The 16959-nt window shown below is 73.2% G+C and carries 16 protein-coding genes; 8 read left to right on the forward strand and 8 right to left on the reverse strand.

Annotation, left to right across the window (positions count from 1 at the left end):
- The first annotated feature begins 193 nt into the window (after positions 1 to 193).
- From UIS43_RS15485 to map, 3 genes are all read left to right on the forward strand, one after another.
- Positions 194 to 1537 carry a sensor histidine kinase gene (locus UIS43_RS15485; protein ID WP_041552918.1) on the forward strand — a complete coding sequence of 448 codons (1344 nt, stop codon included), beginning with the start codon at positions 194 to 196 and terminating at the stop codon, positions 1535 to 1537.
- Positions 1534 to 2211: a response regulator gene (locus UIS43_RS15490; RefSeq protein WP_370010506.1), complete on the forward strand. Its 678-nt coding sequence runs from the start codon at positions 1534 to 1536 to the stop codon at positions 2209 to 2211. Before UIS43_RS15485 ends, UIS43_RS15490 begins: the two co-directional genes overlap by 4 nt.
- A 223-nt stretch (positions 2212 to 2434) precedes the next feature.
- The gene (gene map / locus UIS43_RS15495; RefSeq protein WP_370010508.1) at positions 2435 to 3205 is read left to right on the forward strand and encodes a type I methionyl aminopeptidase; all 771 of its coding nucleotides are present in this window, start codon (positions 2435 to 2437) and stop codon (positions 3203 to 3205) included.
- A 64-nt stretch (positions 3206 to 3269) separates the two neighbouring features.
- Here the strand turns inward: map and UIS43_RS15500 are convergent, their stop codons facing one another.
- The 8 genes from UIS43_RS15500 to UIS43_RS15535 form a co-directional block, all read right to left on the reverse strand.
- Complete coding sequence (locus UIS43_RS15500; protein ID WP_013155364.1) at positions 3270 to 3923, reverse strand: bifunctional DNA primase/polymerase; 654 nt, start codon at positions 3921 to 3923, stop codon at positions 3270 to 3272.
- A gap of 99 nt (positions 3924 to 4022) precedes the next feature.
- Positions 4023 to 5021, reverse strand: coding sequence for a porphobilinogen synthase (gene hemB, locus UIS43_RS15505; protein WP_013155365.1), 999 nt, complete (start codon positions 5019 to 5021; stop codon positions 4023 to 4025).
- A gap of 47 nt (positions 5022 to 5068) precedes the next feature.
- A complete protein-coding gene (locus UIS43_RS15510) occupies positions 5069 to 6757 on the reverse strand; it encodes a bifunctional uroporphyrinogen-III C-methyltransferase/uroporphyrinogen-III synthase (protein ID WP_013155366.1) in 1689 nt (562 codons plus the stop codon).
- 99 nt (positions 6758 to 6856) lie between these two features.
- Positions 6857 to 7864, reverse strand: coding sequence for a hydroxymethylbilane synthase (hemC, locus tag UIS43_RS15515; protein WP_013155367.1), 1008 nt, complete (start codon positions 7862 to 7864; stop codon positions 6857 to 6859).
- On the reverse strand, positions 7861 to 9366 hold the full coding sequence (locus UIS43_RS15520) for a glutamyl-tRNA reductase (RefSeq protein WP_013155368.1): 1506 nt from the start codon (positions 9364 to 9366) through the stop codon (positions 7861 to 7863). The genes hemC and UIS43_RS15520 overlap by 4 nt, the downstream gene beginning before the upstream one ends.
- Positions 9367 to 9504: 138 nt before the next feature.
- Positions 9505 to 10200 carry a redox-sensing transcriptional repressor Rex gene (locus tag UIS43_RS15525; RefSeq protein ID WP_013155369.1) on the reverse strand — a complete coding sequence of 232 codons (696 nt, stop codon included), beginning with the start codon at positions 10198 to 10200 and terminating at the stop codon, positions 9505 to 9507.
- Positions 10201 to 10614: 414 nt separating this feature from the next.
- Positions 10615 to 10881: a glutaredoxin family protein gene (locus UIS43_RS15530; RefSeq protein ID WP_013155370.1), complete on the reverse strand. Its 267-nt coding sequence runs from the start codon at positions 10879 to 10881 to the stop codon at positions 10615 to 10617.
- 33 nt (positions 10882 to 10914) lie between these two features.
- Entirely contained in the window at positions 10915 to 11172 is a 258-nt protein-coding gene (locus tag UIS43_RS15535) for a MoaD/ThiS family protein (protein ID WP_013155371.1), read from the reverse strand.
- A 107-nt stretch (positions 11173 to 11279) separates the two neighbouring features.
- On the opposite strand from UIS43_RS15535, the gene UIS43_RS15540 reads away from it, so the two are divergent.
- The 5 genes from UIS43_RS15540 (at position 11280) to pstA (ending at position 16941) form a co-directional block, all read left to right on the forward strand.
- On the forward strand, positions 11280 to 12047 hold the full coding sequence (locus UIS43_RS15540) for a response regulator transcription factor (RefSeq protein WP_013155372.1): 768 nt from the start codon (positions 11280 to 11282) through the stop codon (positions 12045 to 12047).
- Positions 12048 to 12370: 323 nt separating this feature from the next.
- Positions 12371 to 13435, forward strand: coding sequence for a hypothetical protein (locus UIS43_RS15545; protein WP_071622919.1), 1065 nt, complete (start codon positions 12371 to 12373; stop codon positions 13433 to 13435).
- A gap of 143 nt (positions 13436 to 13578) precedes the next feature.
- Positions 13579 to 14571 (forward strand): mycothiol synthase, encoded by a 993-nt coding sequence (gene mshD, locus UIS43_RS15550; protein ID WP_358169663.1) that lies wholly within the window; start codon positions 13579 to 13581, stop codon positions 14569 to 14571.
- A gap of 328 nt (positions 14572 to 14899) precedes the next feature.
- Entirely contained in the window at positions 14900 to 15862 is a 963-nt protein-coding gene (gene pstC, locus UIS43_RS15555; protein ID WP_013155375.1) for a phosphate ABC transporter permease subunit PstC, read from the forward strand.
- Entirely contained in the window at positions 15862 to 16941 is a 1080-nt protein-coding gene (gene pstA / locus UIS43_RS15560; protein WP_013155376.1) for a phosphate ABC transporter permease PstA, read from the forward strand. Before pstC ends, pstA begins: the two co-directional genes overlap by 1 nt.
- The last annotated feature ends 18 nt before the right edge of the window (positions 16942 to 16959 follow it).

Genomic DNA, 16959 nt, shown 5'->3' on the forward strand with positions numbered 1-16959 from the left:
TTCTTCCTCTCCCTCGCCGTTCTCGTGGCACAACAGTAGGAAAAGGAGTTTCGGAACCGCATCGACCGCGAGGCACGGTGCGGTCACTCGGTTCGCGGACACCGGACATGCCTGAGGTCATGGCGCGAACATGCCACTGACCATGACCTCCTCCGGCGGTCCGCGCGGAACCGTTCCGACTACGCTCGGAAGAATGCGCACCCCCGGCTCCCCGACCGACCCGTCCTCCTGGGTCACGCTGCACGAGAACCGTCCGCCCCGCGTTCTGGAACTGCTGTTCTGGGGCGCGGTGGCACTCACCCTCGGCCTTTACGCGCTGCTGTTCCTGAGCGGCCAGATGCGTTTCCACGGCGGCGACCCGGTCGCCAACACCGCCGTGCTCGTCAGCGTCGGCGTCCTGCTGCTCTGCTGCGCGCTGTGGCCGTTCCTGGCGTGGTCCCCGGTGTCCCCGTGGCCGCGCAGGGCCGTCAGCGCCGTCTTCCTCGCCCTCACCGTGCTCTGCATGCTCAGCAGCAACCACACGACCTTCCTGCTGTTGTGCGTGGGCACCATGAACGCGGTGGCCGTGTTCGGGCTTCCGGGCGGCGTCGGCTACGGCTCCGCCGTGCTCGTGTTCAGCGTCGGTCTGACCCTGGTGGTCCCCGACCTGCCGTTCGCGGTGGGGCTGTTCGCCGGGGTGATCCTGCTGTTCATCGTGGCGGCGTCGGGAACGGTGTTCCTCGGCCTGACCGTGGCCGCGCGGCGGGCCGAGCACACACGGGAGCTCCTGGCCGCGCTGGAGGAGGCCCACGGGGAGCTGCGACGCCGCTCCGATCGCATCCGCGAGCTCACCGTGGCGGAGGAGCGCGCCCGCATGTCCCGGGAGATGCACGACAGCACCGGCCACTACCTGACCGCGCTCACCATGTCGCTGTCGAACGCGCTGCGCTTTCGCACCGCACGGCCCGACTCGGCGTGGGAGGAGGTGCGACAGGCCCGCGAACTCGCCCGGGAGGCGCTCACCGACACCCGGCGCTGGGTGCGCGCGCTGCGCCCCCTGGGGTTGGAGGGGCGCGCGGGGCTGGCCGCGATGCGGGCGATGGCGGCCTCCTTCGACGGCGGGGGCGTCCGGATCAGGTTCGCCGTCACCGGCGACGGGGTCTGGCCCGACCTGTCGGAGGAGGCCGAGCTGGTCTGCTACCGGGCGCTCCAGGAGGGCCTGACCAACGCCATGCGCCACTCGGGCGCCGACCTGATCGAGGTGGAGGTGCTGACCCGCGCCGAGGGGGTCGCGGTCACGGTGACCGACAACGGCGGCGGCGCGGGGAAGGAGGCGGTGCGCGCGGGGTTCGGGCTGCGGGGTCTGTCCGAACGGGTCGCGGCCGTCGGCGGGACGATGCTCAGCGGCAACGTGTGCGCGGCCGACCGGGCGCGGGAGGCCGCGACACCGGGGAGCACGCCCCCGGCGGATACCCTCGGCTTCCGGCTCCGCGCGGAGGTCCCCGCGCGCGCCGGTACGCGGGAGACTGTTCCCGGCACGGCGGGGGGCACCACATGACCACTGTTTCGGTCCTGATCGTCGACGACCAGATCCTGATGCGGCAGGGCCTGCGCAAACTGCTGGAGATCGAGGAGGGCGTCGACGTCGTCGGCGACGCCGCGGACGGCGTCGAGGCCCTGGAGTTCCTCTCGGCCGCCGACCCGCTCCCGGACGTGGCCCTGGTGGACGCCCGCATGCCGCGCATGGACGGGGTGGCCCTCATCGGGCGGATGCGCGCGGAGTACCCGGACGTGCCCGCCCTGGTGCTGACCACGTTCGACGACGACGAACTGGTCTTCGGCGGTCTGCGGGCCGGAGCGCGCGGCTACCTGCTCAAGGACGTGCCGCCGGAGGAACTGGTGGCGGCGATCCGCCGCGTCGCCCGGGGTGAGACCGTTCTCGGCGGTCCGGCGGCCGAGCTCCTGGTCGCCGCGCTCGGCGAAGGCCCCTCCACCGTCCCCGCGGCGGACCCGCCCCGCCCGCCAGGGCACGGGGAGGCGCCCCGGTTGTCGGAGCGCGAGGAGGAGGTGGCCCGCCTCGTCGGCACGGGCGCCACCAACCGGGAGGTCGCGCGTGCCCTGTTCATCACCGAGGGCACCGCCAAGAACCACGTCACGAGCATCCTGCGCAAGCTGGGGCTGCGCGACCGCACCCGGCTCGCCCTGTGGGTACGGGAGCGCCGGGGCGACTAGGGCCCGTTCCCGAACGCCGAACGGACCCGGTCCCTTGAAGGCCCTCCGACGCGTGCGCCGGGCGCGGCCCGGACGTTGAGCGCCCCTCGCGGGCGCGGAAGGCCGCCGGAACGCTGTCCGCGCTCGTCCTCCGGCGAAGTGACCGGCGGTCCGGCCGTGACCCCACCCCCAGAACCGGTATAGTATGGCCGGTATAGTTATTGGTTGCGTGAGAGGCCGCCGCATGATCGAGATCCTGAAACCCGCCGAACTCGCCCGAGCCAAGGACGCGGGCGCCCTGGTCGCCCACATCCTCCGGACGGCACGGAGCCGCGCCATGGTCGGCACCAACCTCCTGGACATCGACCGGTGGGCCCGGGAGATGATCGCCGAGGCCGGAGCGCAGTCCTGCTACGTCGACTACGCGCCGTCCTTCGGGCGCGGGCCGTTCGGCCACTACATCTGCACGGCCGTCAACGACGCCGTGCTCCACGGACTGCCCCACGACTACGCGCTCGCCGACGGCGACCTGCTCACACTCGACCTCGCCGTCTCCCTGGGCGGGGTCGCCGCGGACTCCGCCGTCAGCTTCGTCGTGGGCGAGTCGAGGCCCGCCGAGAGCGTCGCGATGATCCGTGCGACCGAACGCGCGCTGGAGGCGGGGATCGCCGCCGCCCGGCCCGGGGCCCGCGTCGGCGACATCTCCCACGCCATCGGCTCGGTCCTCAGCGCGGCGGGGTACCCGATCAACACCGAGTTCGGCGGTCACGGCATCGGGTCGACGATGCACCAGGACCCGCACGTGGCCAACACCGGACAGCCCGGACGCGGCTACAAGCTGCGCCCCGGCCTGATGCTCGCCCTGGAGCCGTGGGTCATGGCGGACACCGACGAGCTGGTCACCGACGCCGACGGGTGGACGCTGCGCAGCGCGACGGGCTGCCGGACGGCGCACAGCGAGCACACGATCGCCATCACCCACGAGGGGGCCGAGATCCTCACCCTGCCCAGGTAGGAGTCCGACCGCCGCTCGCTCGCCCGAGCGGTACCGCCACCGGTACGCCCGGCGCGCCCCGGGGTCAGGCGGGGAACTCCTCGCTCGCGTCGGCGAGGATGTCGAGCACCACGATCGGGTCGGGCAGCACCACGGCCCCGTCCTCGGCGCGCGGCGGGCGGATCCAGGTGACCCGGTCGCCGGAGGGCAGCAGCGAGGGGGCTCCGAGCACGAAGCTGTCCCGGCAGTGCCAGCGCAGCCCCGGCATCTCCTCCACGGCCTCGGGCACGCAGTCCAGGTGGCAGGACCACCACTCGTCCTCGTCCACCGGCGAACGGGTGGCCACGAAGAACAGGTAGCGCGAGGACTCCACCGCCGCGACCGGGCCCGCGGGAACGCCCGAGCGGCCCATGCGCGCCAGCGCCATCACACCCGCCTCACGGGGGACGTCGAACACGTCGAAGACCCGCCCCGTGGGCAGGATGATGTTCGCGTCGGGGGTGGCCGTCCACCACCGCCGGATGGTGTCGGTGTCGGTGCTGGCCTCCACGCCCCAGGCCATCGTCACCGGGTGCGCCGCCGGGTCCGGGCAGCCCATCCGGTCGCAGCTGCACGCGCGGTCCTGCCCCGGTGAGGTGCCGCGCGCCACCGGCCAGCCCAGCTCGGCGTAGCCCAGAGCGGCGTCCAGCATGCTGGCCGCCGCATGGCGGCGCTTACGTCGGTACAGAACCTCGGCCATGGAGCCTCCCCGGTGTTCGCTCGTGTTCCAGGCGCGGCCTCGCCGTCGTGGGAGGCCCTGCGCCCGGGGACCGCGACCGGGGCGAGGGGCCTGGTCGCGCTACCGCAGCAGGCGGGCGGCCTCGGTCGCCCAGTAGGTGAGGATCTGCTCGGCCCCGGCCCTGCGGTAGGAGGTCAGTGTCTCCACGATGGCCCGCTCGCGGTCGATCCAGCCCCGCTCCGCGGCCGCCTCGATCATCGCGTACTCGCCGCTGACCTGGTAGGCCGACACGGGTACCGGGGAGGCCTCGGCCACCTTGGCCACGATGTCGAGGTAGGCCAGGCCGGGTTTGACCATCACCATGTCCGCGCCCTCGGCGACGTCCAGTGCCACCTCGCGCAGCGCCTCGCGCGCGTTGGCGGGGTCCTGCTGGTAGCCGGAGCGGTCGCCGAACTGCGGCGCGCCCTCCGCGGCCTCGCGGAAGGGGCCGTAGAACGCCGACGCGTACTTGGCGGCGTAGGCCAGGATGGGCACCTGCTGGTGCCCGGTGCGGTCCAGCCCGGCGCGGATCGCCGCGACCTGGCCGTCCATCATGCCGCTGGGCGCCACCACGGCGGCGCCCGCCTCGGCCTGGGCGGCGGCCACGGACGCGTACCGCTCCAGGGTGAGGTCGTTGTCGACGTGCCCGTCCACCTCCAGCGGGCCGCAGTGGCCGTGGTCGGTGTACTCGCACAGGCACAGGTCGGCCATCACCACGAGGTCGTCGCCGACCTCGGCGGACAGGTCGCGCAGGGCGGCCTGGACGATCCCCTCGGGGTCGTCGGCGGCCGAGCCGTGCGCGTCCTTGTGCGCGGGGATGCCGAACAGCATCAGCCCGCCCACTCCGGCGGCGGCCGCCTCGTGGGCCGCCTTGCGCAGGCTGTCACGCGTGTGCTGCACCTGGCCGGGCATCGAGGAGACGGCGACCGGCTCGGTGATGCCCTCCTTGACGAACATCGGCAGGACGAGGTTCTCGGGGCGGACCCGGGTCTCGGCGACCAGGCGGCGCAGCGCCGGACCGCGGCGCAGGCGGCGCGGCCGGACCACGGGGAAGGCGGCGTCGTTGCTGGAGGCGTTCATCACGGGGCTCCCGGGAAAGGTTCGTGCGTCGGTGGCGGTGTGGTCTCTCAGAGCTTGCGGCGGCGACCGCGTCTCTTCTGACTGGGCTTGAGGACGGGCTTGCCCGCCTCGACCGCCTCGCGCCTCTTCTCGGCACCGTACTCCGAAAGGGCCTGTGCGAGGGCGGAAACCGAGGCTTTGGGCGCCACGACGTCGACGCGCAGGCCGAACTCGATCGCGGTCCTCTCCGTCTCGGGACCGATGACGGCGATGACGGTGGTGTTGTGCGGCTTGCCCGCGATCCCCACCAGGTTGCGCACCGTGGAGGAGGACGTGAACAGCACCGCGTCGAAGCCGCCGCCCTTGATCGCCTCCCGGACGGGCGCGGGCGGGGGCGCGGCGCGCACGGTGCGGTAGGCGGTGACGTCGTCGACCTCCCAGCCGAGCTTGTCCAGCCCGGCGGACAGGGTCTCGGTGGCGATGTCGGCGCGCGGCAGCAGGACCCGCTCGATCGGGTCGATCTCGGCGTCGTAGGGCGGCCACACCGAGACCAGGCCCGAGCTGGACTGCTCCTCCTCGGGCGGGGCCAGGTCGGGCTGGATGCCGAACTCGCGCACGGCGCGCGCGGTGGCCTCGCCGACGACGGCGACCTTGACCCCGGCGAACGCGCGCGCGTCCAGGCCGTAGGACTCCAGGCGCTCCCGGATGGCGCGGACCGCGTTGACGGAGGTGAAGGCCACCCACTGGTAGCGGCCGGTGACCAGGCCGCGGACGGCGCGCTCCATCTGCTGCGGGGTGCGCGGCGGCTCCACGGAGATGGTGGGCACCTCCTCGGGCACCGCGCCGTAGCCGCGCAGCTGGTCGGACAGGGCCGCGGCCTGCTCCTTGGTGCGGGGCACCAGGACGCGCCAGCCGAACAGCGGACGGCTCTCGTACCAGGACAGCTCGGGGTGGCGGCCCGCGGCGGGGCCGACGACCATCAGCGCGGGCGCGGTGACGTGGTGGCCCTTGGCGTCCTTGGACTTGAGGTCGGCGACGAGCCGCCCCAGGGTCGAGGAGACCGTGGTCTGACGGGTGGTGCCGCCCGCGCGCACGACCGCGACCGGGGTCGAGGCGGGCCGCCCTCCGGCGATGAGGGTCTTGCACAGCACGTCGAAGCCGGGTCCCTGGTGCTCGACCGGCTCACCGGCGGGCGCGTCGCCGCCCATGACGACCAGGGTGGCGCCGCTGGCGGCGGCCTCGTGCCAGTCGACCCCTCCCCCGCCGTGCGCGCGGGCGTTGAGCACGCGCACCTCGGGGCTGTCCGCGTCCAGCAGCGGCACGCCCGCGAAGGTCGGCACGGAGGTGATCGCGGAGACGCCGGGGGCGACCTCGACCTCGACCCCGGCCTCGTGGCAGGCGGAGACCAGTTCGGCGCCGCGGCAGCCGAAGAACGGGTCGCCGGAGTAGAGGCGGACCACCCGCTGCCCGTCGCGGGCGCGCGCCACCGCCAGGGCGTTGACGTCGCCGCCGCACTCGCCCGCCTCGATCACGGAGACGTCCTCGGAGCAGTGGGAGAGGAGTTCGGCGCGAAAGCCCGAGAGCTCCTCGGCGGCGGGCTCGCGCAGGGTGATGACCACGTCGGCGTGGCTCAGCAGCTCGGCGCCGCGCAGGGTGAGCAGGTCGGCGCCGCCCGGACCGGAACCGACCAGGGCGACGTGCCCGGCCCGCGCTGCGGCGCGCGGCTCCTCCGGCTGGGGGTTGGCGTTGGCGTTCACGTACTGGCTCCTCTGTGTGGGTCGCCGCGCCCCGGTGTGCGGCGCCGGGGGCGGCGGTACGGCGGGCCCAGGCCGAGGAGGCCCGCCGACTGCTCCTGCTTAGGGCGTGTCCCTCTCGGCGAAGGCCTCGGCCACGATGCGGTCGGCTCCCTCGGCGATCATCTGGCGGGCCAGGTCCCGGCCGAGCGCGGTGGCGGCGGCCAGGTCCCCGGGCGAGGCGAGGTCGGCGGCGCGCTCGCGGCGCACGGCCTCGGCCCCGTCGGTGGCGACCACGGCGGCGCGCAGGCGCAGGCGGCCCGTCTCGGCGTCGTACTGGGCGTAGGCGCCGACCGGGGCGGCGCAACCGGCCTCCAGTTCGGAGAGCACGGTGCGCTCGGCGACGACCTCGGCGCGAGTGGCGGGGTGGTCGACCGAGGCCAGGTAGGCGAGGTCGCCGTCGAGGCGCTCGACGGAGCACTCGACGGCGAGGGCGCCCTGGCCGGGCGCAGGCAGCATCTGCTCGGGCTCGAAGACCTCGGTGACGTCCTCGGTGCGTCCCACGCGGCCGAGTCCGGCGTAGGCCAGGACGACGGCGTCCAGCTCTCCGGAGGCGACCTTGCCCAGACGGGTCTCGGCGTTGCCGCGGATCGGGACGTAGACCAGGTCCGGGCGCAGCGCGGCGAGCTGGGCGACCCGGCGCGGGGAGCCGGTGCCGATCCTGGCCCCCGCGGGCAGGTCGGCGAACTTCAGCCCGTCGCGCGCGCACAGGGCGTCGCGCGGGTCGTCGCGCTCGGGGATCGCGGCCAGCACGAGCCCCTCGGCGGGCGTGGTGGGCAGGTCCTTGAGCGAGTGGACGGCGAAGTCGACGGTGCCCGCGTGGAGCTCGTCGCGCAGGGCGTTGACGAACACGCCGGTGCCGCCGAGCTGGGTCAGGTGCGCCTTGGTGACGTCGCCGAAGCTGGTGATCAGCTCCAGCTCGATCACCCTGCCGGTGCGCGCGGTGATGGCGTCGGCGACCATGCGCGACTGGCTGGTGGCCATGGTGCTGCGGCGGGTGCCGAGCCTGGCCGGGGCGCCGTGGTCGGGTGCTCCGTCGGCGGTCGTGCCGTGGGAGGGCGTGCCGGTCATGACTTCTCCTGTGCGGTCCGTGCCGCGGTGGCGGTGCCCTCGGGGGCGGTGAGCGCCTCGGGGCTTCCGGGGTCGAGTGCGAAGAGTTCTCTCAGTGCCGCCTCGTAGGACTCCCCGTCCGGTGCGGCGGCCAGTTCCTTGACGCGCACGGTCGGTCTGTGCAGGAGCTTGTCGGCGACGCGGCGCATGGCGCGGCTGATCTCCTCGCGCGTGCGGTCGTCGAGGTCGGCGGGCAGGCGGCCGTGCAGGCGCGACAGCTCGGCGTCCACCACGTCCCTGGCCTGGGCGCGCAGGGCGACGACGGTGGGGGTCACCTGGTGGGCGCGGCGGACCGCGCGGAACTCGGTGACCTCCTCGTCGACGATGCCGCGCACGAGGGTGAGGGCGCTGTCGCGGCCGGTGTCGGCTCCGGGAGCGGTGGCGGCGGCCTGGCGCAGGTCCTCGATGTCGACCAGGCGCACGCCGGGCAGCTCGCGCACGGCCGGGTCGATGTCGCGGGGCAGCGCGAGGTCGAGGAAGACCAGGGGCCGCGTGCGCCCGGCGGTGGCGGCGGCCACGGCCTCGGCGGTCAGGACCAGGCCCTGGGCTCCGGTGCAGGAGATGACGAGGTCCACCTCGGCCAGGACCCCGGCGGCGTCGGCGAAGGGGACGGCGCGGGCCTCGACGGTGTCGTAGGCCTCGGTGAGGCACTCGGCCAGGCGCGCGGCCCGGTCGAAGGTGCGGTTGGCCACGACGACCGCCTCGGCGCCCTGGCGGGAGACGGTGTTGGCGGACAGGGCGCTCATGGATCCGGCGCCGAGGACGAGGACGCGCACGCCCGTGAGGGGGCCGTGCGCGGGCCGGGCGAGCCCGGGCGCGTCGGCGGTGTCGCCCGGGACCGCGGACATGGGGCAGCCCGCGGGGGGCAGCGAACCCACGGTCTGGGCGGTCTGGAGGGCGGTGGTCTGGGGAGCGCCGGTCGGGCCGAGCCCGAGGCCGCCGGAGGCGACGGTGAGGCCGAAGCTGACCATGTCGGCGCCCGCGTGGTCGAGGTGGGTCTCGGTGTGGGCGCGCTTGCCCACGCGCAGGGCGCGCTGGCCGAGGTCGTTGAGGACGCGGCCGACGGAACCGGTCTCCTGGCCCTCCTTGAGGGCGTCGCGCACCTGGCCGAGGATCTGTCCCTCGCCGAGGACCATGGAGTCGAGCCCGCAGGTGACGGAGAACAGGTGCTGGACCGCGCGGTCCTCGTAGTGGACGTAGAGGTGCTCGGAGAGCTCTCCGAGGGGGACGCCGGTGTGCCAGGAGAGGAGTTCGGTGATGGCCGAGACGCCGCCGTGGAAGGCCGAGACGTCGGCGTAGACCTCGGTGCGGTTGCAGGTGGAGACCACCATGACCTCGTTGACGGGCTCGGAGCCGACCATCTCGGCGACCGCGTTGGCGCGGGTCTCCCCGTTCAGCGCGACACGTTCGAGGAGCGCCACCGGCGAACTCCGATGGCTCAACCCCACGGCCAGGACACTCATCCGCACTACTCCTATGCAGGCACCACACAGCGTCTTCGTATGCCCCGGCGGCGGCCAGACCGCCGGAGGCGCGGCGCACGCTCGCTCATCGCCCACCGCTCATGCGGGCCTCGCGGCCCGGATCGTCCATCCCTCAGGTCACGTCAGCTCCAGTCCCGCGCGTTCCGCGCCGCGGCCGTCGCCATCGGCCCTGCGCTGCGCGTGGAAGGCGAGGATCTGGAGTTCGATGGACAAGTCGACCTTACGCACATCGACTCCGTCCGGCACATTGAGTACGACCGGCGCGAAGTTGAGGATGCTGGCCACCCCCGCCTCGACGAAGCGCGTCGCCACGCCCTGCGCGGAGACCGCCGGTGTCGTGATGACACCGATGGAAACCCTCTCTGAACGGACAACCTCCTCCAGGTTGTCAATATGCCTCACGTCCAGGGAGGCGACACTCTGCCCCACCATCGCCGGGTCCGCGTCGAGCAGCGCCGCGATACGGAACCCGCGGGTCCCGAACCCCCCGTAGTTGGCCAGTGCGCGGCCCAGGTTGCCTATCCCGGCGATGGCCACGGCCCAGTCCTGGGTGAGACCAAGCTCACGCGAGATCTGGTAGACGAGGTACTCCACCTCGTAACCCACGCCACGCGTCCCGTAGGACCCGAGGTGGGACAGATCCTTGCGCAGCTTGGCGGAGTTCACACCGGCGGCGGAGGCGAGGTCCTCGGAGGAGACGGTGAGGGTGCCGCGGTCCTGGAGGGTCTGGAGGGCCCGCAGGTAGACGGGGAGCCGGGCCACGGTGGCCTCCGGGATGCCCCTCTCCCGGGGCCGTGGTGGACGACTGGTCACAGGCGGGCGCTCCTGGTCGGCGGGCGGGCGCGGGAGGCGGTCCGGGCGGGAGGCGGGCCGCCGGGACCGGCGCGGGGAGCGGACGGGCTGCTGCCGCCGCGCCCCTCGGGCGTGTCTTGGAGTACCTAGATTACGCGCTTGTGAAAGCACGCACAAAGTGGGGCCCGCTGTGACGGCGGGCTCATAAGTTCCCACCGGCAAGGGCCTTGGCGCCCCCGTGGAAACCTCCGGTGCGTACGCCGGCAATTCGGGACAACCAAAGACCGTCATATGTGCATATTTGTGGGCACAGTCGTAGTTTTCGGGCTTACTCAGCTCTCCGGAGGAGCCGTCCCGTGAGAGCGGCCGGAAACGTTTTCGCCCATCGCCCGGGCCGCTGACCGCACATCCCCCGGAGAACCGACGAAAACCCCTTCAGCCGCCCAGGGCGGAGCGCAGGCGGTCCTCGCCCACCCTCCAGAAGTCGTGGCGCCGCCCGTCCACGAACGTCACCGGGATCTTGTCCCAGTACTCCTCGCGCTCGTCCGCGCCGACCTCGTCGAGCTGGCGCACCGCCCGGCTGGCGCCGAGTTCGTCCGTGACCCGCTCGATGACCCCCCAGGCGTCCTCGCACAGGTGGCATCCCGGCTTGCCGAGCATCACCACGCGCGCCTGGCCCGCCCACTGGGGTGTTTCCGCCATGTTCCCCTCCTGTTTCCGGAGCCGTACGGCCCCTCAGCCTCCCGCGAAGGGCGGTAGGACCTCGATCACAGTGCCGTCCGCGACCGGCACGTCACCGTGCGCTCTGCGCCCGACCGGCCGCTCGTCGACCAGCAGCGAGGAGGATCCGAGTACGCGCTGGAAGCGGTCGTCCGGGTGCAGCCGACACGCCGCCTCCAGAGCCTCCGCGAGCGTGGCGGCCCCGACCGTTTCCTCGGCGGTTCCGGCGGCCTCCTTGGCCGCCGCCCAGTACCTGATAGTGCACTTCGCCATCCGTTGATTATCCTTGGTGTTGCTCGGAGGCGACGAATTGGACATCTTCACCGGGGGCAATGGCGCCTTCGATCGCCCGCACAGAGCGGGGTGACGAGAAGAGACGCATGAGCCATCTGCTGCTGTTGACGAACTCGAACGAACCGTCCGACCACGTACTGCCCGCCCTCGGTCTCCTTCTGCACTCGGTGCGGGTGGCGCCGGCGGAGGCGGGGGCCCTACTGGCGTCGAACGCGGGCGGCGGCTCCGGCGCGCCGGTCGACGCCATCCTGGTGGACGCGCGGACCGACCTCGCCGCGGCCCGCAACTTCTGCCGCCTGCTCGACACCACGGGCCTGGACTGCCCGCTGATGGTGATCCTGACCGAGGGCGGCGTCGCGGCGCTGACCCCCGACTGGCAGGTGAACGACTTCATCCTGTCCACCGCCGGTCCCGCGGAGGTCGAGGCGCGCCTGCGGCTGGCCGTGGGGTCGGCCGAGGCCGGGACGGACGACCCCGACGAGATCCGCAGGGGCGATCTCGTCATCGACGAGGCCACCTACATCGCGCGGCTGCGCGGCCGCATCCTCGACCTCACCTTCAAGGAGTTCGAACTGCTCAAGTTCCTGGCGCAGCACCCCGGCCGGGTGTTCACCCGGGCGCAGCTGCTCCAGGAGGTGTGGGGCTACGACTACTTCGGCGGCACCCGCACCATCGACGTCCACGTGCGGCGCCTGCGCGCCAAGCTGGGCTCGGAGTACGAGTCGCTGATCGGCACGGTGCGCAACGTGGGCTACCGCTTCGTGCCCGACCCGGTCGCCAAGGCGCCCTCGGCCGTGCCGGAGGGGGTCGACGCGCCGCCCGCCGCGCGCTCCGCCGAGCCCAGCGCGACCTAGGGCGGCACGCGGGGAGCCGCCTCCCTCCGCCCGAGGACCACCCCGGGGCGCCCGCGCGGGCGCCCCGGAGTCGTTTCCGGACACCCGGGGACCCGGCGCTTCCGCGTCCACCGCCGCGGGCCCCACCCACCGCGTTCCAGGGGCCGACCGTCCCGCGGGCGAACGGTGTGAGAACGGGCGTCCGAACACTCGTGTTCGACGGCCCCAGGTCCTAAGATCGTGTGGGCACCCCCACGCCGGGACGTCAGGCGCGGCGAAACTCCCCGCGAGCGGGTGCGCAGAAGCTGCCTTGGCGCGCCATCCGCGAGGAGGAGAACGCCCCGATGCCCACGAACGCCGCGAGACCCCCGCTCACCCCCGGACGCCGTCGCACGGCCATCGCCCTGGGGGCCGTCTTCGTCGGTTCCAGCCTGGTCGCCGCCATGTCCCCGGCCCACGCCGAGCCGAGCCCCTCCGCGTCCGCCTCCCCGGCGCCCTCCACACCGCCGTCCTCCCCGGAGCCGGACCCGTCTGCTGTCGTCTCCTTCGAGCGGGACTCCGACGAGGTGAAGTTGGGCGACTCCGCGGTCAACCCCCTCACCGCGACCAACACCGGCGACGCCAGCGTCTGCCTGCTGGCGATGAGCGTGGACACCGGCGGGTTCGGCGTCAGGGGGTTCACGCCCCAGGAGGTCGCCCCCGGTCAGGAGGCGTCCGCCGGAGAGGTCACCGGCGCGACCCGCGAGCGGGCCGAGGTCACGGCCACCCTCACCTACGCGCTCGCGCAGGAGGGCGTCGCGTGCGCGGCCCTGGAGCCCGCGAGCACGCACACCGTCGCCACCGGCACGTGGACGGTCTCGATCGCCAGGCCCGAGCCCACCACTCCCCCGGAGCAGACCGGGGAACCCACGGACGAGCCCACCGAGACCGAGGAGCCGGACGACACCACGAGCCCCTCCGACACGCCCCGCCCCGACCCCACCCGTGACGACGACCGCGGGGGGAACTCCGGCGGCGGTTCGGGCGGTTCGGGCGGTTCGGGCGGCGGCGGGTCCGGCGGCTCCGGTGGCGCGCCCCGCTCCTCCGGCCGTGTGGACGACGTGCCCACCAGCGACGTGCCCACCACCCGCGACAGCTTCCCGGACCTGCCCAGCGACGAGGCGGCCCTGCCCGGGGTCGTGCCCGGCGCGGAGAACCTCGCCGAGCTGCCCACGGTGACCCCCGGCGCGCAGGACGACGACCTCGACGGGACCGAGGTGGCCGCCGACCACAGCGACCTGGGGCCGAACATGGCCCCGGCGGTGCTGCTCGCCGCGTTCCTCCTCGCTCTGCTGCTCGCGGCCCCGCTCGCACCGGTGCGGCGCGTCCGCGTCGGCGGCGGCTACCAGGGCAGGCGCCGCAGGAAGTAGGACGTCCCGGAGCCGTTCCCCGGCGGCCCCGCCACCGGGGACGGCACCGGCGACACGTGGATCAGGGCAGCTACCAGGACAAACATCTCACCTGCCGTGGCTGACAGAAGTCTTGCCGTCGCCCCGTCGTAGGCTTTCGGTCCATGGACACCCCGCTAGTCACCGATGACCTGGACCGGACCCTGGCCGAACAGGTGCTGACGCTCGCCGAGGCCGCGCGCGCGGCCGACGGCGTCGCACCGCTGTCGGAGCACACCCTGCTCCGCGTCAGACACGGCGCCCCCTCGGGGAGCAGCCGCTTCCACCTGGTCCTGGAGGACGGGCGCGCGGTCGGCTTCGCCTTCGTGGAGCGCGTCGCGGGCGAGCCCGACTCCGGAGAGGTCGTCGTCCACCCCGACCACCGCGGACGCGGGCACGGAACCGCCCTGCTGCACTCGGTGGACCGGGACGCCGGGCCGGACGGGGTCCGCGTGTGGGCGCACGGGCGCACCCCGCAGGCGGTGTCGGTGGCGCGGGAGGACGGCTGGACCGCCGTCCGCGAACTCCACAAGATGCGGATGCCGCTGCGCGACATCGCCGGGGACGAGCCGGGCGGCCCCTGGGAGGCGCCCGAGCTGCCCGAGCCCGAGCTGCGGCCCGAGGTGGCCGAACGGGTCCGGCTGCGCCCCTTCGTCGTGGGCCAGGACGAGCAGGCGTGGCTGGCCGCCAACGCGCGGGCGTTCGCCGACCACCCCGAGCAGGGCCAGCTCACCCTGGACGACCTGCTCCAGCGCGAGGTGGAGGACTGGTTCGACCCGGACGGCTTCTTCCTGGCCACCGCCAAGGACGGCGGGGTGGCCGCGTTCCACTGGACCAAGACCCACGCCGACGGCGCCGGGCTCACCGACGGCGAGCCGGTGGGCGAGGTCTACGTGGTGGGCGTGGACCCCGAGTGGCAGGGCAGCGGACTCGGCCGGGCCCTGACCCTGGCGGGTCTGCGGCACCTGCGCGACGCCGGTCTGCCGTGGGTCCACCTGTACGTGGACGGCGACAACGAGGCGGCGGTGCGGCTGTACGAGTCGCTCGGATTCGCCATGTGGGACACCGACGTGATGTACGCGCCGCCGAGGGACGACGCCCCCCGCCCGAACGTGTGACCTGTCACATTCACCGGGCAATCCCCGGGCCGCCACGGGAGTGCGACACCTCGTTCATCTTCCGTTCATCTTGTTTGGGACAACTGGTCACCTGTTGCACCTACCTTCACATTCGGCGCAGCACGGCCACCCTCCACCACGGACCGTGGCGCGGTGACCGGCGATCGCCCCAGTACGGGACGCGGAGGGGACCTCGGCGGGGAGACATCCCCCGACCGGCGGGAGAACCACGCGTCGCAGGGAACACACCAGGCACGCAGAAGGTGCACGGAACGCACCGCACCATCCGGGCGACCCGCCCCGAAACCTTCCGAACCGGAGCCAACCCATGACGACCACGGACGCCCCCGAGGCGGCACCGCCGCCCACGGGCAAGCGCCGGATCGGCGACGTCGCCTTCGCCGGGCTCGCCCGAGGCTCGGGCATCCTGATCCTGCTGATCCTCGCCGGTGTCGCCGCCTTCCTGCTCGTGCAGGCCTGGCCGTCCCTGACCGCGAACACGGTGAACTTCCTCACCAGCACGGAGTGGGACCCCAACGTCCGCGAGGAACCCGCGTTCGGTGTCGCCGCCCTGGCGTTCGGCACCGTCCTGGCCGCGGCCATCGCGCTGCTGCTGGCCACCCCGGTGGCGATCGGGATCGCGCTGTTCATCGTCTTCTACGCGCCGCGCAGGCTCGCCTCGGTACTCGGCTACCTGGTGGACCTGCTGGCCGCCATCCCCAGCGTCGTCTACGGCCTGTGGGGCATCGGCTTCCTCGCGCCGGAGCTGGTCCCCGTCTACCAGGCGCTGACGCGCTACCTGGGCTGGATCCCGCTGTTCCAGGGCCCCGCCTCCACCTCGGCCCGCACCATCCTCACCGCGGGCGTGGTGCTGGCCGTCATGATCCTGCCGATCATCACCGCTATGGCGCGCGACGTGTTCCACCAGACCCCGCAGGGGCACCGCGAGGCCGCCCTGGCCATGGGCGCCACCCGCTGGGAGATGATCCGCCTGGCCGTGCTGCCCTTCGGCAGATCCGGCGTGGTGGGCGGCGCCATGCTCGGCCTGGGCCGCGCCCTGGGCGAGACCATGGCCGTCGCGATGATCCTGTCCCCCTCCCTCATCGTCTCCTGGAACCTGTTGCAGAGCGGCAACCAGACCATCGCCGCGCACATCGCCCTCCAGTACCCCGAGGCCACCGGGTACGGCGTCTCCGCGCTGATCGCCGCCGGGCTGGTCCTGTTCGCGATCACCCTCGTCGTCAACATGGGCGCGCGCTACGTCGTGACCCGGGGGAGCAAGGAGTCTTGATGGACACGACGACCACGCAGCCTCCCGGCCCCGAAGCGGGCTCCACCGCGACCGACCTGCGCCGCGGCTCCCTGCCGCAGCACTTCCCCGCCGCCCTGCTGGCCTCCTCCGCCGCCGTGGTGGCCGGGGTCCTGCTGGCCTTCTCGTCCTTCGGGTTCCTGCTGTGGGGCCTGCTCACCGCCGCCGCGTACGTGGTGATCGTCGTGACGGCCTCCGCCCGCGTCGAGGGCGGCCGCAAGGCCAAGGACCGGCTGGTCACCTCGCTGGTCTACCTGTGCTTCCTGCTGGCGATGCTGCCGCTGGTGTCGGTGCTGTGGACGGTGCTGAGCAACGGCATCGTCCGGTTCGACGCCTACTTCCTCACGGTGTCCATGAACGGCGTCCTGCCGAGCATGGACGCGGGAGGCGTGTACCACGCGATCGTGGGCACCCTGGCGATCACCGGCATGGCCACGCTCATCTCGGTGCCCATCGGCGTGATGACCGCCGTGTACCTCGTGGAGTACGCCGAGGGCCGCATGAAGCGGATCATCGTGTTCTTCGTCGACGTCATGACGGGCATCCCGTCGATCGTCGCCGGACTGTTCGTGGTGGCGCTGTGGATGATCCTGTTCGGCCCGGGCCGGACCAACGGCGCGGCGGGCGCGATCGCGCTGGCGGTGCTGATGATCCCGGTCGTGGTGCGCTCCAGCGAGGAGATGCTGCGGCTGGTGCCGCAGGACCTGCGTGAGGCCTCCTACGCCCTGGGGGTGCCCAAGTGGCGGACGATCACCAAGGTGGTGCTGCCCACCTCCGCGGCCGGCCTGACCACAGGAATCATGCTCGCCATCGCCCGCGTTATCGGAGAGACGGCTCCCCTGATCCTCACCACGGGGTCGTCCGCGGTGTCGATCAACTGGAACCTGTTCGACGGGCAGATGATGAACCTCCCGGTGTTCATCTACTCGCAGGTCCGCATGGGCGGCGCCGTCAACTACGAGAGGGCCTGGGCGGCGGCGCTGACCCTGATCCTGGTGGTGATGCTGCTGTTCTTCCTGGCCCGCATGATCGGCCGCCTGTTCGCGCCGAAGGCCCGTTGACCCCTACACACACCGCCC

It is taken from the genome of Nocardiopsis sp. LDBS0036 (assembly GCF_041228755.1).
Lineage (GTDB): Bacteria > Actinomycetota > Actinomycetes > Streptosporangiales > Streptosporangiaceae > Nocardiopsis > Nocardiopsis dassonvillei.